Annotated in this window: 11 protein-coding genes; 1 reads left to right on the forward strand and 10 read right to left on the reverse strand. The window is 47.1% G+C overall.

The features are described from left to right. Window positions 1–114: 114 nt before the first annotated feature. The 8 genes from ACFFJH_RS16735 to ACFFJH_RS16770 all read right to left on the reverse strand — a co-directional run bounded on the left by ACFFJH_RS16735 (window position 115) and on the right by ACFFJH_RS16770 (window position 14429). The gene (locus ACFFJH_RS16735) at window positions 115–4311 is read right to left on the reverse strand and encodes a two-component regulator propeller domain-containing protein (protein WP_390214085.1); all 4197 of its coding nucleotides are present in this window, start codon (window positions 4309–4311) and stop codon (window positions 115–117) included. Window positions 4312–4476: 165 nt separating this feature from the next. Continuing rightward, window positions 4477–5796, reverse strand: coding sequence for a hypothetical protein (locus ACFFJH_RS16740; RefSeq protein ID WP_390214086.1), 1320 nt, complete (start codon window positions 5794–5796; stop codon window positions 4477–4479). Between the two features lie 200 nt (window positions 5797–5996). Beyond that, window positions 5997–6449, reverse strand: a complete 453-nt coding sequence (locus tag ACFFJH_RS16745) for a hemerythrin domain-containing protein (protein ID WP_212683959.1) — start codon at window positions 6447–6449, stop codon at window positions 5997–5999. Between the two features lie 98 nt (window positions 6450–6547). Next, entirely contained in the window at window positions 6548–7291 is a 744-nt protein-coding gene (locus tag ACFFJH_RS16750) for a peptidylprolyl isomerase (RefSeq protein ID WP_390214087.1), read from the reverse strand. A gap of 82 nt (window positions 7292–7373) precedes the next feature. Next, a complete protein-coding gene (gene narI / locus ACFFJH_RS16755) occupies window positions 7374–8057 on the reverse strand; it encodes a respiratory nitrate reductase subunit gamma (RefSeq protein WP_390214088.1) in 684 nt (227 codons plus the stop codon). Between the two features lie 189 nt (window positions 8058–8246). Then, window positions 8247–8933: a nitrate reductase molybdenum cofactor assembly chaperone gene (narJ, locus tag ACFFJH_RS16760; RefSeq protein WP_390214089.1), complete on the reverse strand. Its 687-nt coding sequence runs from the start codon at window positions 8931–8933 to the stop codon at window positions 8247–8249. 199 nt (window positions 8934–9132) lie between these two features. Next, window positions 9133–10686 (reverse strand): nitrate reductase subunit beta, encoded by a 1554-nt coding sequence (narH, locus tag ACFFJH_RS16765; RefSeq protein ID WP_390214090.1) that lies wholly within the window; start codon window positions 10684–10686, stop codon window positions 9133–9135. Beyond that, a complete protein-coding gene (locus ACFFJH_RS16770) occupies window positions 10683–14429 on the reverse strand; it encodes a nitrate reductase subunit alpha (protein WP_390214091.1) in 3747 nt (1248 codons plus the stop codon). The genes narH and ACFFJH_RS16770 overlap by 4 nt, the downstream gene beginning before the upstream one ends. 355 nt (window positions 14430–14784) lie before the next feature. Here ACFFJH_RS16770 and ACFFJH_RS16775 point away from each other — a divergent pair, with 355 nt between their 5' ends. Then, window positions 14785–19575 (forward strand): AAA family ATPase, encoded by a 4791-nt coding sequence (locus tag ACFFJH_RS16775; RefSeq protein WP_390214092.1) that lies wholly within the window; start codon window positions 14785–14787, stop codon window positions 19573–19575. Between the two features lie 388 nt (window positions 19576–19963). Here ACFFJH_RS16775 and yjjJ read toward each other — a convergent pair whose 3' ends face one another. Together yjjJ and ACFFJH_RS16785 are read right to left on the reverse strand one after the other, a co-directional pair. Then, window positions 19964–21322 carry a type II toxin-antitoxin system HipA family toxin YjjJ gene (gene yjjJ / locus ACFFJH_RS16780; protein WP_390214093.1) on the reverse strand — a complete coding sequence of 453 codons (1359 nt, stop codon included), beginning with the start codon at window positions 21320–21322 and terminating at the stop codon, window positions 19964–19966. A gap of 509 nt (window positions 21323–21831) precedes the next feature. Next, window positions 21832–23514 (reverse strand): formate--tetrahydrofolate ligase, encoded by a 1683-nt coding sequence (locus ACFFJH_RS16785; protein ID WP_390214094.1) that lies wholly within the window; start codon window positions 23512–23514, stop codon window positions 21832–21834. Between the last annotated feature and the right edge of the window lie 29 nt (window positions 23515–23543).

Genomic DNA, 23543 nt, shown 5'->3' on the forward strand with positions numbered 1-23543 from the left:
TTGAATGTGAAAGAAATTTAATGGCAGAAACTGATGCGCGAAATTGGTACTAATCGAGGTCAAAAACTTACTGACTCAGCTTACTGACTTAGCTTATTGGGTCAGCTTATCGACTCAAGTTGTCCGCTCCAGCGGTGCGACTTTAGGCAAGATAATGATAAACCGAGCCCCGTGTCCCACTTCACTTTCCACGGTGATACTGCCGCCCAATACCGAACTTACCATGTTGTAGCAGATATGCAAACCCAGACCGCTACCACCTTTACCTAGGCGGGTGGTGAAAAATGGTTCAAAGATGCGATCAAGATTCTCTTTGGCGATACCTTGCCCATTATCTTCTACCGTCAGGATGATATTGGATGCACCGTAGGCGCGTCCGGTAATTCGGATGACGCCATTCTGTTTTTCATGCAAACCATGCACCATGGCATTGATAATTAAATTACTCAAGACTTGCCCCAAGGAGCCAGGATAACTATCCAACTCTAAGCCCGCTTCTACCTTTATTTGCGACTCGTGTCCTTCGCGCTTGATCCGATTTGACAGCGTCAACACGACTTCTTCACAGAAATTAAGCAAATCAAATGTGCGCCTTTGATCCGAAGTCTGGTCAACCGCAATTTGTTTAAAACTACTGACCAAATTCGCTGCATTCGTTAAATTACGCATCATCAGATCAGAAGACACGCTGGTATTTTCACAAAATTTTTCTAGATCGGAACGACGCAATTGATTCGACTGCACTTGTTTTAAGAATTGACGATTCATCTCTAGCATAGTGCTAGCCATCAATAAACTATTACCAATCGGCGTATTCAATTCATGCGCAACACCGGCGACCAAAGAGCCCAATGCCGCTAGTTTTTCTTGCTCCACTAATTTTGACTGAGTCAATTGCAAGCGACGATAAGCCTCTGCATTATCATAGGCGACCGCGGTATAAGCAGCTAAAGTACGTAAGATATTAAGTTCGTCCAGCCCAAAAGCCTTAGGCTTCATACTCAAAGCGCCAATCAATCCCATGACACGTCCTGACAAGATCATAGGAACATAAATGCCCGAACGAGAATTTTCAGTGCTGAGGCCGTTTTCTAATAAGGTGTCGACCTGTCCCATCTTTCCTGCCGTAATCGAATCTAACTTACGACTGTCATGCAAAATTTCATCAATGAGCATTTCCTGCCCATTGAGCACGCATTGTGTCGCCGGCTGCTCAAGCGCATCCAAACTGCGTGAATAAGGCAAAATACGAAGCTCACCTTGCATCGTGTACTCAAAATTAATCTGGCGCTTTTCCCAATCAACAAAACCAACACCTATGGTGGATGCAGAAATCAGGCTACGAATATTGATATACAGCGTATCTAAGATTTCGTTCACATCCAAGGAAGAGGTAATCTGCAAACCAATCTCACTTAGGCGCCCAAGATTATGCCGTGCATGCTCAGCAATTTCGCGTTGAATTTCAGCCAGTTTTTTTTGTTCTAAGACTTCTTGCGTCTGGCGTTTTACCTGTTGCTCCAGATACAGTTGAGTGGCACGAATACCTTGTACCCGCCGCTGATAAAACAAAGCGGCTAGACCTAAGATAAGTAGCGCCCACAAGCTATACCACCAAGGCGTTCTCCAATAAGGCGGCAACACCACGACCTCTAACAAGACCGTACTCTCGCTCCATATCCCGTCAAAATTGGCCGCGCGCCCTAGCAAGCGATAAGTGCCTGCATCTAGATTGGTGTAGGTCGCGACACCTCGATCTGATTGCCCAACGATCCATTCTTTATCATAGCCCTCTAACTTCCAAGCATAACGATTTTGGCTACGATTATAAAAATGCAGAGCGGCCAATTCAAAACTGACCATAGTCTGCTCATGATTTAACTGTATCTGACGCGCCGCACTCAAGGTGCCGGTAATACCTATGCTTTTCAGATCGTAACTATAATTATTATCTTTGCCAGAGGCGGACTCTTGACCTTTTTTACTATCGATCGCTCCCCTACTATTCCAATTGGTCAAAGACTTATTGAATAACAAAATATCACTCACCACGACGCGGGCAGGAATGACATTGTCTCGAATATTGTCGGGACGGAAATACACTAAACCTACGCCACCGAAAAACATTCCACCATCAGGTGCACGGGCGGCAGCGCCAAAATTAAATGCCCCTTCAAATCGGCCATAAGATGGAAAACTACGCCCCACTTTTTGCTCAGGATTAAATCGCATTAAACCGCGTTCGCTGCTCAACCAAATCTCACCATTATCAGCATCTTGCATAGACTCAATCACGTCATCTGGTAATCCAGGTGTATTCGCCCAAGATACTAGACTCCAATCTGCGGCATGACGGCGTGCCGTAATGCCTTTTGATAAATTCGTTACTCCACTCTTGTTTGAAGCAACGACAGCAGTATCTGCAGCATTGTCGGATTTGGGTTGAACCTCTAACAAACCTTGCAAGCTGGCGACCCAAATTCGACCTTGCTTATCTTGTCGTAAGCTGGTGACACCCAGTTTTTCAGGATTGATAGTTCCCTTCTCACCTTTGCCAATCATCTCAAAACTGGCATCTTCCTCTCGCCACAAAAATAAGCCACCTTTGGTACCCACCCATAAGCGTTTTTCCGTATCGAATAACAGGCTATCAATTGCATCATCATTTAGACAACCTGACTGGCTCTCATTGGCGTGATAAGCTTGGACACGCAGATCAGCCCCGACTCGATACAAACCGGCACTGGTTCCTGCCCACACATTACCTTTATCATCTCGGTTCAATGCGGTGATGCGTGCGCCTGCAGGAAAATCTGGATCTAAAATTACTTGTTTACTGCTGCGTTTTTTAGGATCAAATACTTCCAAACGTTCACCACCAACCCACAACTGCTTTTTATCATCCAAAAGCAAAGCACGGATATATTCAACCCCCATTTGACTGGTGGTAAATCGCTCGGCATCGCCAGTCGGCACATGCAAACGATTTAAACCGCCACCCAAAGTACCTAACCAGACATAATCATCACGATCAGGAATAACAGCGGTTACCAGACGATTCGAGATGCTGTGAACATCACCGGGTACATTCAAATAAGTTTGAAATCCATGCCCATTCAAATCCACCAAATTCACTCCATAATCGGTGGTCCCTACCCATAAGCCGCCTGTTGCATCTAATGTCAATGCGGTTAAAGAATTCCCACTTAAGCTACTCGCCACTGAGGGCGTATTCACAAATCGTTCTAATTTTTTTTGCTGGACGTGCCACCGAAACAAGCCTTGATCATCGCTCATGCCCAGCCACATGGATTTTTCTTGATCCTGTACGATAGCGGTCACGCTAGCCTTGGGAAGACGCAATTCAGGCGGCAAGGGAACCGGCGTCGCCCGATTATTTTCTATACTCCACAAGCTCAAGCCACCCGTTAATCCCACCCATAATTGCCCAGATGGGTCAAAGGCCAGACTACGAACCAGCTTATCGATTGCTTGTAATTTATGCTCGGTACCTTCATCACTGGCTGGAAATTGCAATAACAATTGCCCGCTCTGATTAATATGAGCAACACGGCGGCCTTGTCCTATCCAAACACCACCTGCACCATCGCTAAGCAAAGCACGCACTTCACCACTAAAATAGGCGCTATCACCAGCCTGTGGCTGCCAATTACGATAACGGCCAGTTTGCACGTTAAATAGCTTTAAACCGCTTGCGGTTCCCAGCCATAATTCACCAGATCCTGCTTGCGCAATACCATAAACCACCTTGTCTTTTTCGTTGAGCTCGGGGGCGATAGAATAACGTTGAATCAGATCGGTTTTTAAATCCAGGCGATCAAGTCCACGCCGCGTACCTATCCATAGATTTTGTTGCGAATCTTCAAACAGACTAAAAATACGGTTGTGGCTGAGGCTGTCAGGCTTATCGGGACTATTAGAAAAAACCTGCATATGGCGCCCATCGTAACGCACTAAACCATTCGCCGTTCCTATCCAAACATAACCATCGCGGGTTTGATAAATAGTCGTAATCCCTGTGCTGGGTAAACCTTGATCCACACTAAAGTGATCAAAACGCAAACGATGCAAGCTTCCAGCTTGTGCCGGTTCAGAGACCAGTCCACCCCCTAGAATCAGCACAACAATGGAAACGACAGCCAAAGAACTGAGGCGCAATCGGGAGAAAATACAAGATTGATTTGCGAAGAATATGGCGGGAGTAAAAATACGGGGAGCAACCCAGAAGCCTGCGCCATACCTAAAGATAGGGACGAGTAAATTCAAAATCGATGCAATGGAAACATGCAAAACAATTACTCCCTGGCGCTATTCATCATTGGGCACGATAGGAATGCCTAACTAGATGACAACTATATCAGACAAAAGTTCGCAATTAAAATACTTTGCCTGAGATCAAGGAATTTACCTGAGCATTTTTCAACAATGCGCTTCAAATCACATCCAAATTCTTTATTAAATAGGCTTCGAAAACAAACTGACCTTCAGTTCTTTACGATAACGCGCCAAACTATGCAATAAAAAGACAGCCAAAGCGCCCTGAGACAGTGCAAAACTCAAGCCGCCCCAATAACGCAAAATATCAGGTGCGACCGGCAATAGCAAAAGACAAACAAAACTAAAGCCAAGCATATACGCTTGCCACCGTAAGCGCACAGGTGGCAACACGACTTGCATGCTAGGAACGCGGGTACCCATAGGTATTTGCCGACGCAAATGCAGGAAAATCAAAAAGGGAATAATTTTGCCGAGCATGGCATTGACTGGCATCACCGCACCACCGACCAAACACAACACACCTATCCACCAAAGAATGGCTTGTTGCCAAAAAGACGTTAGCGGTTGCGTCAGTAAATCTTCTAAATGGGTTTGAATCAACAAGATAAAAGCAGCAATCCCCCAGCTTAGCGCACAAGTCAGCCACAAGGGCCAAGCGGGATCAAAACGGCGCTTCGCTTGCAGTAAAGCTCGCACCGCACGAAATGCCAATAAACTGACTAAAAGTGATAAAGCGGTCAACAATAATTTCGCTAAAGTATCTGATAAAGGTAAAAACAGAATGAACAGCCCTAACCAAATATCCCAAGGCAAGCGCCGATGCCAAGTCGATGTTGGGCGAGGCGTTTGCCAAAACATCGGCACCACGGTCGTTCCCACACCCAATACCAAGACTGCGATCCACCCTACCAAGCCCCACGCGACATGTAAGCGCAAAACATAAGCAATATCGACCGACCACCAACCTGCCAAGGCACCCGCTAATCCCACGCCAAGCGCAACGACCAATCCCAAAGCCAGTGCAATCCCGCGCAAAGTCTTGAGCGTTGCGTCTGGTGTCGGCGGCAACACCATCTGCCACGCAGCCTGTGCTAAAGCCAAAACAATAGCACCATATAAAATAAGGGCAAGCAGCAATGCGACAGTAAATCCCGCTGTATTCCCGTGCAAGAAACCTGTGCTCAGCCCCGCCGCAATTACCGTCGATCCCAACGCGACAAAAGGTGCTATCCATTTCGCCGGTCGCACCACCTGCCCGGCCACCACAGGAAACAATTGAAATAAGGCACCGACCATAATCGGCTCTAGCATTCCCAGCACCAATACATGCGTGACGGCTAACACTAAAGGCGAAAAACGATTAGGCAATCCTGCTTCAGGACCAAAGGCGAGTAACAATCCCGCCACCACACCTAACCACGGCGCGGGCAACAGGCAGCCAAAAATGGTTGCTGGCGAAGGCGCTAGTTCATAGTTGAGAATTTTTGGAACAGACATTGCTTCGCCTTTGCGATTGGAACATCTACTTGCTATCAAGCAGTGTAGCGCGATCTATATAAGCAAGAGAGCAAGTGAACATGGGAACGTCATCTCGTTCTTAACGCTTTTTAATCAGCATCCTAAATTTGCTTAAGCTGAGTAAATTTTCTAGCCTGCGCTAAGCAAAGCTATTTAGGGGGAGATAGATCAAAATTCAATTAAGCTGCACAGGAACAAGCACCACCACAACCGCCCATACCAAGTACCGACATCAAGTTTGGCACACTGCCACCGCACATAGGATAGAGAATATTTTCTTCTTTCACATTATGCTGTTGAATCAAGACATTTAGCGTATCAATCGTTGCCAAAGCCGATTCGATCTGTCCTTGTTCAATTTCATCCATGGCTTGATCACGCAATTGGCGGATCTCTGCATGTTCACCACGCATCACCACGGTAGGGCCATTGGTCATACCGGTGGCTTTTTCAAACGCAGGGAATAAGCGCTCTTCTTCCAGGCGGAAATGGTGTTCTAACTGTTCATCGAACAAACGAAAATTTCTACCAGCTGAAGACAAGTCTGCTTTATGCAAAGCGGCTTCGACACGATTTAATTGATCGTCACACTCTTGGTGTTGCTTTACTAAACTCATCATTGCTTGAGACATGATTGACTCCCGATTCTATCCAGTCATAGGGTGTGCCATGCACACCGCTTTTTCATACATTTCAATGGTGCGCGCTGCGCACCCTGCTTTATCTCTACTTACTGCACCAAAGGCGACTCAGCACCTTCCAATTCGATACCGCTGATCTTGGCTTGTCCAATCATCAATTGCAGATACTGGCGCATCGCATGATCGTGGCTTGCTCTTTGCATCGCGTCAGCGATCTTGCTTTCAACTTTCTCGAATGGCAGTAATTTTCCTGCCAATTTACGACCTAGTTGCACGATGTGCAGACCGAATCTGGTTTCTACCAAACGTGGCACGATCTTGTGTTCTTCTGCGGAGAAAATCACTTTTTCAAATTCAGGTACAGTGTCGCCACGCGTTAATTGCCCGAGATTGCCACCCACTTCACTAGATGGGCAGTTTGAATTTGCTTTTGCCATCGCGGCAAAATTGGCTGGATTTTCCAACAAATCTTGTAACACCACTTCGGCATGACGTCGTAAATTATCGAGATCGAGCGCGGGTGTCACTTGGAATAAAATGTGATTTGCTTCGACCAATTCACCCACAGTAAAACGCTGTGGATGCGCTTGATAGTGACGCAGACATTCTTCTGAACTTGGCTTAGGTACGACGACTTCACGTACTAACAAAGCTTCGATCTTGTTTTCATCTTCACCCGACAAACCGAGTTCATTGGCCTTATCCAACAAGACGCGACTCAAGACCAAAGCCGTCATCGCACTCTTCATCGGATCTGCCGTTCCTTGATGCTCTGGCAGTTCTTTTTCCATCTCAGCATCGCTGAGTTCGTAACCATTAACTATGACGGGCATGATTGCCTCCTAAAAATTTTATGCTGGCAATTTGATTCATTGTCGCTCCTGCGTAGGCAGGAACGACAAGCTAGAAGTTTGATCAGCGTGGACGTACCAACTGCCATGCACGGCTCAAATAACCGACTGATGCAAAGCCGCTCCACACATGCACTAAACGAGTAAATGGGAAAATTACAAACAAGCTTAAGCCCATAAACAAGTGCGCTTTGAACAAGAACGGTGCGGTGACGATATAACTAGCCGCATCGCCTTTGAAGGTAACGATGTGCTGCGCCCATGTCATCAACAAAACCATCATTTGACCATCTGTATGATGCAAGGATTCAAAAATCGTAGACAATCCCAAGCCTAAGGTAATGAAAATCCACAACAACAGGACTTTGTCACCGGTTTTGGTCACTGCAGAGATACGCGCATCGGTAAAACGACGGTGCATCAAAATCAGCAAGCCAACCATACACAGGCTACCAAATACGCCACCCATCACAATCGCGATCATTTGTTTGAAGCCATGTGTGACGCCTAGCGTATCCCACACAACGATAGGCGTCAGCAAACCAACCATATGGCCGAAGAACAAACCAAGCACGCCGATGTGGAACAAGATATTACCCACACGCAGATTACCGGCGTGGAGCATTTGAGAAGAATCACTCTTCCACGTATATTGTTCGCGCTCGAAACGTGCCAAGCTACCGAACAAGAAAATCGCTAAAGCGATATAGGGATAAATCCCGTAGATAAATTGATGTAAGTAGTCCATGATGTTTCCTCTTTATTGACTCTGCATTCTAAAATTCACGCGTGAATGAAATTAACTTACTTAATCCCCTCCCCTTCCAAGGGGAGGGTTAGGGTGGGGATGGGTTTCGGTTGAACTATTGATGTAGCTATTTCCGACTAAAACCCATCCCCATCCCGACCTTCCCCTTGAAGGGGAAGGAGTAAACAATTAGCCCGGCAATTGAGCACCGGTTGTCTTAGCCTGACGTGGATAAAAATTCACAGCCTGCGCGCCACCCGATGCAGCACTCGATGAACACGATAAGCCAGGCTTCAACAAAGGCTCAACACCATCGACACCAGGGCCGAAGGTTTCCATCGCATCGTCCATATCGCGCACTGGAGGCTCACCTTGTTCTTGCGGAACCACATCAGTAAATGCAGTTAACAGTAAGAAGGCGTTGGCGTAAGGGCTGTCTTTGCGCTGTAAGCGGATACCAATCGCCGCTAAAACGTGAATTGCTTCACCGAGTAATTTTTCCGCGGTCTCAGCATCGACCAAACTGAGGAACTCAAAAAATAGCGGTACATAATCTGGCAATTCGCTCGCTTCTGGCTCAAAACCATAACGGCGATACTCTGAGATTAAATCGACCATCGCTTGACCACGATCGCGGCTTTCACCGTGAATATGCTCGAACAAATGCAGAGCCACTGAAGGGGTACGATCGAAGGTTCCCACGTAGTTCTCTTGCACACTAATCAGATCACTCTCTTGCAAGTAATTCAGCAAGGGCTGGAGAGCAACCGCAGTCTCTTGATCTGCAGCCAGCTCAGCACGAATCTCTGGCAGAGCAGCGATCAAATCTGGCTGCGGGTAACTCAGTAGCGCGGATAAAATGCGATAAATTTGCATACGATTTCCTTTATTCTTTGTGGCGCTATTAGCGTCATTTCTACTTTGGATATCCCCTCTCCCGCAAGCGGGAGAGGGTTAGGGTGAGGGGCGTTCAGTAATCCGAATTGTTTGACGTCGCCAAATAAACTCTGTTCGACTTTATCAATTTCCCTCATCCCCGCCCCTTCTCCCGCTTGCGGGAGAAGGGAGATAAGAGCTATTCAGTCGTCGACAACTTCTTACGCGACTTCGGCATATCCACAAAAATCACACTACCCTGAGGCTTCTTACCAAACAATGCACCGTCAGAAGTACCGCCTGAACAACCATTGCCAAAGGTGAAGCCACAACTACCTTTTTCGTTGAAACTATCTTCCACCATTTCTTTATGGGAGGATGGAATCACGAAACGGTCTTCGTAGTTCGCAATCGCCATGGTTTGATACATGTCTTCGACTTGCGCTGCTGTCAGACCGACTTGTTTCAAGACCTCATGATCAAGTTCACCATGCACGACTTCAGAACGCTTGTACGCACGCATCGCCAACATTTTTTCTAGCGCTTCCAAGACTGGCTCTTCTTTGCCTGCTGTCAGCAAGTTTGCCAAATAGCGCACAGGAATACGCAAGGATTTCACGTCAGGAATAATGCCGTTCATACCCATATGGCCTGCTTCTGCGGCTTTTTGAATTGGTGATAAAGGTGGTACATACCAAACCATAGGCAAAGTGCGATATTCAGGATGCAATGGGAAGGCAATCTTCCATTCCATCGCCATTTTGTACACAGGCGATTTTTGCGCTGAGGTAATCCAGCTTTCTGGAATACCATGTTTGCGTGCTTCAGCGATCACTTCTCGATCATGCGGATCTAAGAAGCAATCCAACTGCGCTTGATACAAGTCTTGCTCATTGGGTGTGGATGCCGCGGCTTCAATCTTGTCGGCGTCATACAACAACACGCCCAAGTAACGAATACGGCCTACGCAAGTTTCTGAACAAACTGTTGGCTGACCTGCTTCGATACGTGGATAGCAGAAGGTACATTTTTCCGCTTTGCCTGAACTCCAGTTGTAGTAAATCTTTTTGTAAGGGCAACCAGAGATACACATACGCCAGCCGCGGCACTTATCTTGATCCACCAACACGATGCCGTCGTCTTCACGTTTGTAGATCGAGCCAGATGGGCATGACGCCACACATGCTGGGTTCAAGCAGTGCTCACACAAACGTGGCAAGTACATCATGAAAGTCGATTCAAAGGTGCTGTACATTTCTTTTTGTACGCCTTCAAATAACTGGTCACGACTACGTGAACTAAATTCACCGCCTAAGTCATCTTCCCAGTTCGGACCCCACACGATCTTGTCCATTTTCTTGCCAGTGATGACAGATATAGGACGTGCTGTTGGCGGCGTTTGTGACAATGGCGCGTTTTGCAGACGCTCATAATCATAGGTGAATGGCTCGTAGTAATCGTCTATCTGTGGCAAGTTAGGATTGGCAAAAATGTTCGCCAAGATGCGTAATTTGCCACCTTGTTTTGGCTCTAATTTGCCAGCCTCGTTTCTATGCCAACCGCCTTTCCATTTAGCTTGATTTTCCCATTCTTTAGGATAACCAATGCCAGGCTTCGTTTCGACGTTATTGAACCAAGCGTACTCAACACCGTCACGGCTAGTCCACACGTTTTTACAGGTCACGGAACAGGTGTGGCAACCGATACATTTATCAAGGTTTAACACCATGCCTACTTGTGCGCGAATTTTCATGACGCTGCTCCTTCAGATTCTTCCAACCGATCTTCTAACTTCGCTTCTAACCAATCCACTTTTTTCATCTTGCGCAAGACCACAAACTCATCGCGGTTACTACCCACCGTGCCGTAGTAGTTAAAGCCGTACGCTTGTTGCGCATAACCACCGATCATATGCGTTGGTTTCAACACCGCACGTGTTACCGAGTTATGGATACCTCCACGCATACCGGACAGTTCTGCACCTGGTGTATTGACGATTTTTTCTTGGGCGTGATACATCAAGCACATACCTTTTGGCACACGCTGGCTGACCACCACACGCGCGGTCAAAGTACCGTTACTGTTAAATACTTCAACCCAATCGTTATCCACCAAACCTGCTTCTTTTGCTTCGATCTCAGAAACCCAGACGTGTGGGCCACCGCGACTCAAAGTCAACATCCGCAAGTTGTCAGAGTAGGTAGAGTGGATACCCCATTTTTGATGCGGTGTAATCCAGTTCAACACGATTTCTTTTTCACCGTTCGGTGATTTGTTCAACATCGGTGCCACAGTTTTGGTGTCAATCGCTGGTTTGTACACGCACAAACCTTCACCAAAATCGAGCATCCAACGGTGATCTTGGTAGAACTGCTGACGACCAGTGAGCGTGCGCCATGGGATCAATTCATGTACGTTGGTGTAACCAGCGTTGTAGCTGACTTCTTCCGATTCCAAACCTGACCAAGTCGGTGCAGAAATAATCTTACGGGGTTGCGCTTGTACATCGCGGAAACGGATCTTGTCATGTTCACGGCCCACTGCTAAATGCGTATGATCACGACCAGTGATTTTTGATAAAGCTTCCCATGCTTTGACGGAGACATGACCATTGGTTTCTGGTGCAAAGGTCAAAATCATTTCGCAAGCATCAATCGCTGTTTCCAGACGTGGGCGGCCTTTTGATACGCCCTCTTCGGTCACCACTTTGGTGATACCGCCGATTTCATGGACTTCGTGTTCAGTGTTCCAGTTAATGCCTTTACCGCCATTGCCGAGTTTGTCTAACAAAGGTCCAATTGAGGTGAACTTTTTGTAGATCTCTTTGTAGTTACGTTCCACCACAACAAAGCTCGGTGCTGTCTTACCAGGAATCAAATCACACTCGCCTTTTTTCCAATCTTTAGGCTCAAACGCTTGACCCAATTCACCTGGTGTATCGTGCATCAATGGTTGCAAGACGATGTCTTTGCGTGTGCCGAGATAGTCGCCACCGATTTCAGTGAATTTCTTAGCGATACCTTTGTAGATTTCCCAGTCGGTTTTACTTTCCCACAAAGGTTGCACGGCTTCACTCAATGGGTGAATGAATGGGTGCATATCAGAGGTATTCAAATCATCTTTTTCATACCATGTCGCGGTTGGCAACACGATGTCGCCATACAAACAAGTCGTGCTCATACGGAAATCCAACACCGTCAACAAGTCCAATTTACCTTCAGCGGCTTCTTCACGGAATTTCACTTCCGATGGTTTGACCGCTTCATCTGGATCATCAAACAAGGCATTTTGCGTGCCGAGCAAATACTTCAAGAAGTACTCATGGCCTTTGCCAGAACTACCGAGAATATTCGAACGCCACACGAACATATTGCGTGGGAAGTTCTTAGGATTATCTGGGTCATCGCAACTCATATTCACTGCGCCAGACTTCAAGCTTTGCTTCAGGTATTCTGCAGGTTCTACACCCGCTGCTGCCGCCGCATCGCAGACATCCAAAGGATTAGTTTCTAGTTGCGGGCAAGATGGTAACCAGCCGAGACGCTCAGATTTGGCATTCATATCGATCATGCTCATGTGGCTGACTTTGGATTTGTCCGCCGTGGGCGCTAGGATTTCATCAATGTGCAACTTCTCATGGCGCCATTGGCTCGTGTGCGCATAGAAGAAACTGGTGCCATTCATTTGGCGTGGTGGGCGCGTCCAATCAGACGCAAACGCTAATGGCGCCCAACCGAATTGTGGACGCAGTTTTTCTTGGCCCACGTAGTGCGCCCAACCGCCGCCAGATTGACCCACGCAACCGCACATCATCAGCATATTGATGATGCCGCGATAAATCATATCGTTGTGGTACCAGTGATTCAAAGCCGCACCAACGATGACCATGCTCTTACCATGGGTGTCGTGTGCATTTTGCGCAAATTCACGCGCTACTTGAATCACTAATTCACGTTTAACGCTAGTATGCTTCTCTTGCCAAGCTGGTGTGTATGGCACGTCATCATCGTAAGAGCTAGCAACTGCGCCGCCCAAGCCTTGATCGACACCGTAGTTCGCCATCGACAAGTCATACACAGTCGCGACTAAAATCTCAGAGCCATCTGCTAATTGCACTTTACGTGCAGGCACATTGCGCAATACCATGTCGTTCGCATCTGCTCCGCCGAAGTAGTTAAAGCCTACGCTAACAACTTCATCATGCTTAGCCACCAAACTCAATTGCGGATCGATCTCACGACCGGAACCACCATCTTTAGTTTCCAAGTTCCAACGACCGACTTTCTCGCCGTCGTTAACCTTGCCTTCACCCCAGCGATAACCAATCGAACCATTGGGTGTCACGATTTCATTGGTGTTCGCATCAATGGCGAGTGTCTTCCAATCACCGTTATTTGCCTCATTCAAGCCACCTGGCAATTGCGAAGCACGTAACATTTGATCTGGCACAAAGCAGCCATTGCGCTCAACCAAACGTACCAGCATAGGCATGTCGGTATATTGTTTCACATAGCTGCGGAAATAATCAGACTTGCCACCGAGGTGGAATTCTTTCAAAATCACATGACCCATCGCCATCGCTAGGGCTGCATCAGTACCTTGTTTTGGTGCCATCCAGATGTCACCAAATTTCACCATCTCACCGAAGTCAGAAGACACCGCAACTGTCTTCGTACCTTTATAACGAACTTCTGTGTAGAAGTGCGCGTCAGGCGTACGTGTTTGCGGCACGTTGGAACCCCACACCATCAAATAAGTGGAGTTATACCAGTCAGCCGATTCTGGGACGTCGGTTTGCTCACCCCAAATTTGTGGGCTCGCTGGTGGCAAATCGCAATACCAATCGTAGAAAGACAAGCAGGCGCCACCGATCAAAGACAGGTAACGTGCACCGGCTGCATACGACACCATGGACATCGCTGGAATTGGTGAGAAGCCAATTACGCGGTCTGGGCCGAATTTCTTCACGGTGAACGCATTCGCCGCTGCGATAATTTCTTGCGCCGTATCCCAATCAGCACGCACAAATCCACCAAGGCCGCGCACAGATTTATAGCGTTTAGCTTTTTCTGGATTTTGACTGATAGCTTCCCACGCCTGAATTGGGCCCATGGTTTTACGCGCTTCCTGCCACATTTCCATCAAGCGACCACGAATCATCGGATATTTCACGCGCTGTGCAGAATACACATACCAGCTATACGAAGCACCACGAGGGCAACCGCGTGGTTCATGATTCGGCAAATCAGGACGAGTACGTGGATAGTCTGTTTGCTGGGTTTCCCAGGTAATCAAACCGTTCTTGACATACACTTTCCAAGAGCAAGAACCAGTACAGTTCACGCCGTGCGTAGAACGCACAATCTTGTCATGCTGCCAGCGACTGCGGTAAGCGTTCTCCCACTGTCTATCCTCATCCACCACCGCACCATGTCCGTCAGAATAGGTGGATTTCACCTTAGACATGAACTTCAATCTATCCAGAAAATGACTCATCTCACACTCCTTGTTGTTTGAGATGAAGTGGGCCAGATGCTCACTTCACTTTGACATGATCAAATTTTAGAGATTGGTGATGAAGTCGCCCATTCTTCGGAGCGGTGCCTAGAGGTAAGCATTGGCACTAGGATGGGATAGTTCTTTGGAACTAGGTGGGGAATTTAATATCTAGCCATTTCTCCATTTACTAAACGATTAGTTAGTTGAATTAGCAATGTACAATATATAAGACTGGCAAAAGCTAATAGCTATTGAACATAGCAAGAGCGTCAAATTAAACAGACTATTACTTTACCCGTAAAACTTGGACAATGGCCTTATCAAATGATTAGTGAATTTTAGAGATAACCACATGGCGCAACTTACTCAAATACATGCCGTTTCCAACTTAGATGCGTTACACGTAATTTTCATCCACGGCCTCGGTGGCGATGCTCGTTCTACCTGGATGCACGACCCAGATGATCAAGCTTCACTTTGGCCTATCTGGGTTGGCGAAGATTTCGAATGCAATGTTTGGGTCGCAGCGTACGGCGCCGCGATATCCGGCTGGACTGATGATGCCATGCATCTTGCCGAACTTGGAGAGTCCCTCTTCGCATCGATCCAAGCAGAACCGATTCTAAAAAATCGCAGCTTGGTCTTAATAGGTCACAGCCTTGGAGGCTTGGTTATTAAGGCTGGTATGACACAAGCGGCAGCACAAGTAGCAACTCTTGGCGACCAACAACGAACAGAGTTACTCAATTCAATTGCTGGAATTGTCTTCATTGGAACCCCACATCAGGGTTCTAATCTTGCGACGATTGCGAACAATCTGCGACTTTTCCTCAAAACGAATCCTCAAGTCACGAACATGGCGCGCGATGATGGCTGGCTGAAGCTACTAAACACGCAGTTTCGCAATTTGCAAAGTCAGCGGCGTTTCGAAGTCGGTGTGTTTTACGAGACCAAAGGCGTCTTTATCGGAAAAAGATTTTTTGGCTTTTCATTCGGAAAACACCTATTGATCGTTGATAGCAATAGCAGCGACCCCGGTATTGCCGGAGTCGCACCTATTCCGATTGAAGGTGATCACATCGAAATTGCCAAGCCAAAATCTCGCTCAGACTTTCTGCATAAAACCCTACTCGAATTTTTGAAAAATGTGGAGATCATCCCAACGAAGACAGTTGCGGCACTTGAATCCACTAGCATTGAACATCTTGCAGCAAATGAGCTCTCGACGCGTTTACGTATCGCGTCAGCAGAATTATTGAGTTGGCCAAACACATTACCCGACGGTACATGGCTTCAACGTCCCGAACTCGATATACTCAAGCACAATCTCGACACTTCTTCTATGGGTACACATTTTCTAATTGGCGATCCTGGATGTGGAAAGTCGTCGCTTTTAGTTCGATTGGCCCAAGAGAAACTTGCGATCGGATGGACTGTTTTAGCGATCAAGGCTGACCGACTCCCTCCGGAATTAAGGGATCGAAGTGCACTCGCGCGGCATTTAGACCTTGGCGGAGATTCCGCAAAAGTATTGCGCCATTTGGCCAAGAGTGGCCCGGTTCTTGTTGTCATTGATCAAGTTGATGCCCTAGCAGACTTGGTCGTTCAGCATTCTGCTCGGTTGCGGGTTTTACTCGATCTTGTTCAAGATCTCTCAGATGAACCAGGATTACATACTGTCATCTCGTGTCGCACTTTCGAACAAAGACATGATCCATCGCTTAGAAATTTGGATGCAAGTATTTTGAAGTTGGAGTTGCCAGATTGGTCGACGGTGTTAGCTGTCTTAAATGCACGTGGCCTTCAAGCAGAAATGTGGAACCATGACCTACAGCAGACCATACGGTCTCCTCACGCCTTAGACATATTTTTATCGCTACTTGAAGAAACGACTGAACCAGCAGCTCTGAAGAGCTTCCATGGATTGTTGGAGAAACAATGGGAGACGCAAGTTCTAAGTGACGAAAGCGGAAAACGCAAGACAACGCTAATGCATTTGGCGAAAATAATGGCAGACCGAGAAGTACTCGGACTACCATTAGCTTTGGTCGATGATCACTTCACGGAAATACAAGCATTAGCTGCGAATGGGCTACTACGTCTTGACAATGGGCCCGGCAGAGTAGAATTTCGACACCAAACTTTGTATGAATTTATCCGAGCACGTAGTTTTCTAGAAACAAGAGGAAGCCTTACTGACACTGTACGAGCACAGCAAAGCAGCCTGCGTGTTCGTCCCCAATTATGGCATGCGCTCGGGTACTTTCGGAATGCGAGCCCTGAGGAATACGTAACAGAGATTGGGCGACTTTGGGCAGCTGACCTTCGACCGCATTTGAAGATGCTTCTAATAGAATTTCTCGGACGGCAGACGGTACCTTTAACCGCGGAAAAACGACTAGTAGAAAACGCACTGACAAACCAATGGTTCTTACCAAGATTCATAGGGGCTGCTGTCGGAAGTCCGGGATGGTTCTCGGTTTTAGCAACAACACACCTTCCGGCATTGATGACATTGCCGGACAATCAGGCACAAATGTTACTGCCCTTTCTGCGGCAGGCCTTGCACTTCGATGCTGACGCTGTTGTTGCTCTTGTATGCCGGCATTGGTTAATCAATCAGAACCGAGATCTATTGAGTTGGCAGGTACTTGGTTTCGGCAGCGTTGTGCCTCAACAGGGGCAGTGGCTAAATAGCATAGTGACGATTGCAGGACGGACGCCAATTTCCGAGTGGGCTGTCGGGGATTTAGCGAGTGTAGTGAGCGCTGCATTTCCTGAGGAGGCGCCAAGGATTATCGCAGCGTGGCTCGCCCGCCAAGTTAACGCGGTAAAAGCTCCGCAAAACTCAACCTCAGATGACGAAACTATAACCTCTAATGTCTCCCAAAGCATACAGTCCATTCTCGAAGCACGACACTTCCACGGCTTGGAGGCAATTGCAGAGGCCTCCCCTAGAGCATTCATTCTATCGATTTGGCCACCTTTACTCGATGCATTGCAATTATGTACCACCGATGAGTCCGATGTTATCGTAAGCTATCGGCAAAATTATGGAATTGGCATCCTAGAACTGGACGATGCGGAATCTCGTCACGAGCAGCCGCTGACGCGTTCAATACGTTTAGCCGTACAAGCATGGGCCAAAAGTAATCCTGCAGACTTTCTTAACTTCGCGGACGAACATGCGAATTCTGACCTATTAGTGGTACACCGACTACTGTCGATCGGCCGAATATGCGCCGCAAATAGCTTCCCGCTGCGACTATTTGACTATTTAACTTCAGACGCGAGACGGCTGGTGCTTGGTCCTTACACCGACGTTCACAAGGAAAGCATTTCACTCATCAGCGCGATGAGTCCGTTTCTTGAAACAGCAAATCTTTTACGTCTTGAAGCATTACTGATTAATTGGCAACAATACACTGACTCGGCACGAGCTGATGAATCTGCTGAGGTCAGACACAGAAGGCTTCAATGGGCAAGACAGCATCGCCTGCGCCTTTTGCGAGCAGTTCCAAGTGCGAAACGCAGCCTCGACCTGCAGCGCCTCATAGCAGAGGAAGAACGAGCTTTCCCAAACCTAGAGAACCATGACGCCAAATTTTCGGGAGTGCAGTGGATTGGAAGCCCGGTAAGTGCTGAACAAATGGAGAGAGCCAGCGACTCCGAAATTATCAATCTTTTCGTTGAATTGACAGACGAGTCTGCATGGGATCATCCAAGGCACCAAATGAAAGGCGGCGCGATCCAGGCAAGTCGCGAATTAACTAACCTTACGAAAAAGGACTTAAACAAAGCACTTCGGATCGTTCAAGCACTCCAACCAAGCCAAAACGAAATTCCAGTGGCAATGGTTTTGCGCGAACTTGTACCGGCAGGCCTTCCGGCGCCTGAACTTTATACTTTGATAGCTGAACTTGAAGATAAAGGCTTTGTTGGTATTGATTTTCGACGAGATGCGGCGTACGCCATCGCAAGTACTGCAAGTAGAGAATTCCCCGTTCCACAAACATTAATTGATCGAATGGAACATTGGCTAACTCCGCCTCCGTCAAATTCGTTCCAAGAAGATGAATATAATAAACAAGATAACCAACAAACTATTCTCTGGAACAATAGATCAATGAGCGTCCTCCCAAATGGAAACTATCCGATACTCAATGCGATTTCAGCATCGTGCTTAACCTCTGTGCCTCTACGTATTGATCACTGGTTAGCTATTCTCGAACTGCATGTTGATCGAACAGAATCACCAAAGGTATGGGATGCACTCCTTCAAAGAGATATGTTAAATCTGCGAATTGCAGAACCCTCACGCATTGAATCACTAATCGACAAACTATTGCAAAAAGACGCCTGCATAGCAAACGGATCAGGTTGGATTCGTTTTCTTGCTCATGCTTACCATTGGGCTTCCTCTATAGCAATTCAGCGATGGATAACTTACACGTTAGAACATGCAAAGAATCTGCAAGGTACAGGTGAATTAGTCGCCCTGCGTCACGCACAATTTCCCGCAGAAATTTGGCCGCGAGAACTGGCATATTCCTTTGAGAAGATGAACTCGCTAGAGTTCACACTTGGGCTGGCACATTCAGTCGCTCATCTGTGGCATGAACCAATTACAAGACCAGTAGTTCATCCTATTCTATTAACCCTAACCCATAGTAGCGATGAACATATCCTGAATGCAGTATCAACAATCTTCATAAATGATGGGTTCTCAGTTGACGCTGAAACCAGAGAATTTTTAGATGCTATTGTGGTTTATCCAAACCTACTTAAGAACGGTCGGGCTGAAAACCTCCCCGAATTATTAGTCAAATTAACAACTACTGAACCAGAACGAATTTGCCGTGTAGCGAACGCATTGCTTGACATTGCTGGGGACCAAATGGGCAATATCGCTACTTCTTGGTATTTAAGTGCGGAGTGTTTACTTGATATTGCTCTACATCTTCAAGACATGGGTAGTGCAGAACGAGCGGCTGGATCAATGCTCTTTGAGCGCATGTTGGAATTCAATATGCCACAAGCTAGAGAGATGTCGATGAATTTGGATAAGCGAATGCCCGTTGGTAACGACTCGCGAGCACCTGCAAGGCGAAGGTCACGGGTTAAAAAAACAAGGTTGTTATAGATAGTAATTTTCAAGAAATGGCGCCACCAGATCTCTCTCGTGGCCCTTCCTCAAATTAAAACTTCAATGATCTTTGCCAAAGAATCCAGGCTTGAGATGCAGTGCGAGGCGCTTCCCACAGCAATATTCAGATATTGCGAGGACAAGTAGCTCGGTAAATATCGCAGGCAGACCTGGCAATCGCATATTCGCACCAGTGATCGGCACTAAGAACCCAGCTCCTACTGCAATTTCAATTCCCACACAGTAAGTTCAAAACTATAAAGGCGACCAATTTAAGCCTCGTTATCAGCGAAAGATTTTTACGTCTTAGCGATAAAAATCAGTAGATAATCTAAACTCAAACCTTCAATATGTTTGGATCGGTCAAGACTTTCACCTAGTCAACTCAACCACTCTGAAGGGCAACCAAGCAAGCAACAAGTTTAGCACTCACCCCAGCAATCCGCCGAAACTCAGAACTAACACGGTCATCAGCCTCAACACGACGCCAAAACACAGCAGCCGCCTTGGCAGCACGCAACCAAGTCTCGCGCTCCTTCGGTAAAGGCAAGGAAAACTTCAATTGACGCTCAACCAGCTCCACGCCGCGCTGTGGTGCATACATCATTGGCAGCATGTCATAAGCTGGCGCCAAGCGCATATCGGGTAAGAAGGCGAGATTGCCGTCATGCATATCTGTGTTGCCTATCATGCGACCAAAATGGGTCAACAGTTTTATTTGCTGCGCAGTTTCTTCTGCAATGCAGTTCGCACTCAGGAGCGCGTCGGCACCGTCTGACCAATTTCCAGTGCCGCCAAATAATGCAGCATTTAATTCGTGCCAACTACACACACCAGAGCGACCAAATTCACCGTGCCGATCAAAACGATCTACCTCGTAGAATGTGCGTCCAGCAAATTGGTAGATGCGGCTGTTAGCTGCGTCCACTTGCAGCGTATCGGCGATAGTGCTTAGTGCTAGGTGCTCGCAGATCAATAGATCAGCCCAACGGCGCTCTTGCGGTGTATCGTCTGCGCCAGAGAATTTGACGATGACGTGGGTCGGTGCATCTCGCCAGCGACGTGCGGTAAATTTGGGGAACTCGCCCGCCGCCGAAGAATCGGCAACGCCAAAATTGAGTGCTTGCAGTGCATAAGTCGGATAGGCAGCCTCGATCTCATCGTCCTTTAAAAAATGTGCGGCTTGTTGCTGCGAATTTAAAAAACGATGCAAGGCTTGTTCACCGATGATGTAATTGCCGGGCTGATCTGACCCAAGCAAACTAAGCACATGCAACACATCATCTTCACTCCATCTGGTGAGCGTCTCATCGACTTGCATGAGTGCTGCAAACTGATGCGCAAAATTGCGGCCTAAGTAACCTTGCGGTCGCATGTCACCAAAAACATAAGGCAAGCCGCGAAACCAACCATCGCGCATTTCATCATCTAAGAGCCAAGGGAAATCTTCTGCAAATGTGACAGCGCAGCCTGCGGGATACGTCGGCTCAAGTAAGCCACTCTCGTGCACTTGACCTTGTTCATCGACGCGATAAAACGGTAATGGTTTAAGGTTGCCACGAATAGCGCGACGTGCTGCATAGGCCGTCCTGCGCGCGCGGCCACGCGATACTACTTGCCCTTGTAGTTCGGCAATCGCACGCATCAAGGAAGGACGGCTAACGCCAAGTCGCCCCAACAATTCACCGGCTTGTTGTCGTTGCCAAGTGCGTAATATTTCAAGGACTTTTGCTGAAATAGTCATGTAACGATTATTTAATCATCAATAGATGAATTTATCATACATGAAAATGCGATCTGAAACACACAAATATGTAACGATTTATGTAACGATTAAAATGTGGAATAGGCGAACTTAAGTATGCCATTTGAATATCTCGCAATCACTACAATCAAGCGCTGTAAAAATTGCACGTTGCTGATCTTAAAGCGTTCTTCAGTTCAGTCTATTTTTGAACAGGAACTCAATTTGTTTAGCTGCAATGTGGCTAGATTTCTGACATTAAATTAAGTGTCAGTGCAATGACGTTTCTGGCGTATGTGTATGCCAGCCGATATTGAATAACTGTTTGGCTAATCTGAACTACCCTCACCCCAACCCTCTCCCGCTTGCGGGAGAGGGAGTTTTCTAGATTCCTCGACTTGTGAAGGTACTTATTCTAGTCACATAAGTTCGTCGCGGGTGATCAGCATTCGCGGAAAAAGGAGTTACTGAACACGTTCACGTCCGATAATTTGTTTTATCAAAACAAATTAAGAGAGGCCACTAATCACACCCTGATCATCAATATCAATATGCAAGGCAGCGGGTACCGCAGGCAATCCCGGCAAACGCATAATTGCGCCTGTGATTGGTACTAAGAAGCCAGCACCGGCAGCAATTTCGAATTCGCGCACTGTGAGTTCAAAGCCGCTTGGTCTTCCGATTAAAGCTTCATTATCCGAGAAAGACTTTTGTGTTTTGGCGATGCAAATTGGTAGATGTCCTAAGCCCAAACCCTCTATGTGTTTGATGTCGGCCAGCGCTTTCGCTTGGAAAACCACGGAACCAGCACCGTAGATTTTCTTGGCGACGGTTTCGACTTTGGTTTTGATATCGCTATTCCAATCGTAAATCGGGGTATAACGTCCGTTGAAGTTTTCTGCAGTTTCGACGACCGCGCGAGCTAAGTCGGTTGTTCCTTCACCGCCTTTTGCCCAGCCTTCAGAGAGCGCCACTTTGGCTCCACGTGATTCACACGCTTGTTTTAAGAAAGCGAGTTCTTCGTCGCTGTCGCTGCTGAAGCGATTAATCGACACAACCGCTGGCAAACCAAATTGGGCGATGTTTTCTAAGTGCTTTTCGAGATTCGCAAAACCTGCTTTGAGCGCATCTAAATTCGGTGTTGTCAGGGTTTTGAGATCTTGGCCGCCGTGATATTTCAATGCACGAACCGTAGCGACAATGACGACTGCGGACGGACTCAAACCCGAATAGCCGCACTTAATATCGAGGAATTTTTCTGCGCCTAAATCGGCGCCGAAGCCTGCTTCGGTCACCACATAATCTGATAAAGACAGACCAAGTTTAGTCGCCAACACCGAGTTCGTACCCTGCGCGATATTCGCGAATGGACCGCCATGAATAATCGCAGGATTTCCTTCTAAAGTTTGTACCAAATTGGGTTTGATTGCATCTTTCAATAAAGCAGCCATCGCACCTTGCGCTTTCAAATCGCGACAGTAAATTGGCTTATTGTCGTAAGTATCGCCGACATAAATGTTGCCGAGCTTGGTCTTCAAATCTTGGAAGGATTCTGCAAGGCACAAGATCGCCATGATCTCGGACGCTGCCGTAATATTAAAACCCGCTTCACGTAGGTTACCGCCAGGACGACCACCCAAGCCAGTAATGATGCTGCGCAATGAGCGATCATTCATGTCCATCACACGCTTCCACTTCACCGTGCGTGGATCAATCCCTAAACTTTCTTTTTGGAAGTAAATATTATTGTCGATCAAGGCAGCTAATAAGTTATTCGCTTTTTCAATCGCAGAAAAGTCCCCAGTAAAATGCAGATTAATATCTTCCATCGGCACCACTTGCGAATAACCACCACCCGCTGCGCCGCCTTTGATACCAAACACTGGGCCTAGCGAAGGTTCGCGCAATACAACCGTGGTTTTTTTACCGATTCGATTTAGACCTTCGGTGAGGCCAATTGATGTGGTGGTTTTACCTTCGCCAGGTGGGGTTGGTGTGATGGCGGTGACCAAGATCAATTTATTCTTTTTAATTTTTGCTGGGTCAATCAAGTGCAGTGGTAATTTGGCTTTGTACTTACCATAGTGTTCGAGATCATCGATATCCACGCCCAATAATTTAGCAATCTCGTTGATGTGTTTGAGTTGAGCGCTTTGTGCAATTTCTAAATCGCTTTTGACGATTGTTGTCATGATGTTTTTTCCTTGTGGGTTTTGTTCAC

Source organism: Affinundibacterium danionis (genome assembly GCF_042432465.1).
Classification (GTDB): domain Bacteria; phylum Pseudomonadota; class Gammaproteobacteria; order Burkholderiales; family Burkholderiaceae_D; genus Undibacterium; species Undibacterium danionis.

Excerpts from the sequence above, each read along its gene's own strand:
- ACFFJH_RS16740 (WP_390214086.1), bottom strand. The coding sequence starts at position 5,796 with ATGTCTGTTCCAAAAATTCTCAACTATGAACTAGCGCCTTCGCCAGCA.
- ACFFJH_RS16745 (WP_212683959.1), bottom strand. The coding sequence starts at position 6,449 with ATGTCTCAAGCAATGATGAGTTTAGTAAAGCAACACCAAGAGTGTGAC.
- ACFFJH_RS16750 (WP_390214087.1), bottom strand. The coding sequence starts at position 7,291 with ATGCCCGTCATAGTTAATGGTTACGAACTCAGCGATGCTGAGATGGAA.
- narI (WP_390214088.1), bottom strand. The coding sequence starts at position 8,057 with ATGGACTACTTACATCAATTTATCTACGGGATTTATCCCTATATCGCT.
- narJ (WP_390214089.1), bottom strand. The coding sequence starts at position 8,933 with ATGCAAATTTATCGCATTTTATCCGCGCTACTGAGTTACCCGCAGCCA.
- narH (WP_390214090.1), bottom strand. The coding sequence starts at position 10,686 with ATGAAAATTCGCGCACAAGTAGGCATGGTGTTAAACCTTGATAAATGT.
- ACFFJH_RS16770 (WP_390214091.1), bottom strand. The coding sequence starts at position 14,429 with ATGAGTCATTTTCTGGATAGATTGAAGTTCATGTCTAAGGTGAAATCC.
- ACFFJH_RS16775 (WP_390214092.1), top strand. The coding sequence starts at position 14,785 with ATGGCGCAACTTACTCAAATACATGCCGTTTCCAACTTAGATGCGTTA.
- yjjJ (WP_390214093.1), bottom strand. The coding sequence starts at position 21,322 with ATGACTATTTCAGCAAAAGTCCTTGAAATATTACGCACTTGGCAACGA.
- ACFFJH_RS16785 (WP_390214094.1), bottom strand. The coding sequence starts at position 23,514 with ATGACAACAATCGTCAAAAGCGATTTAGAAATTGCACAAAGCGCTCAA.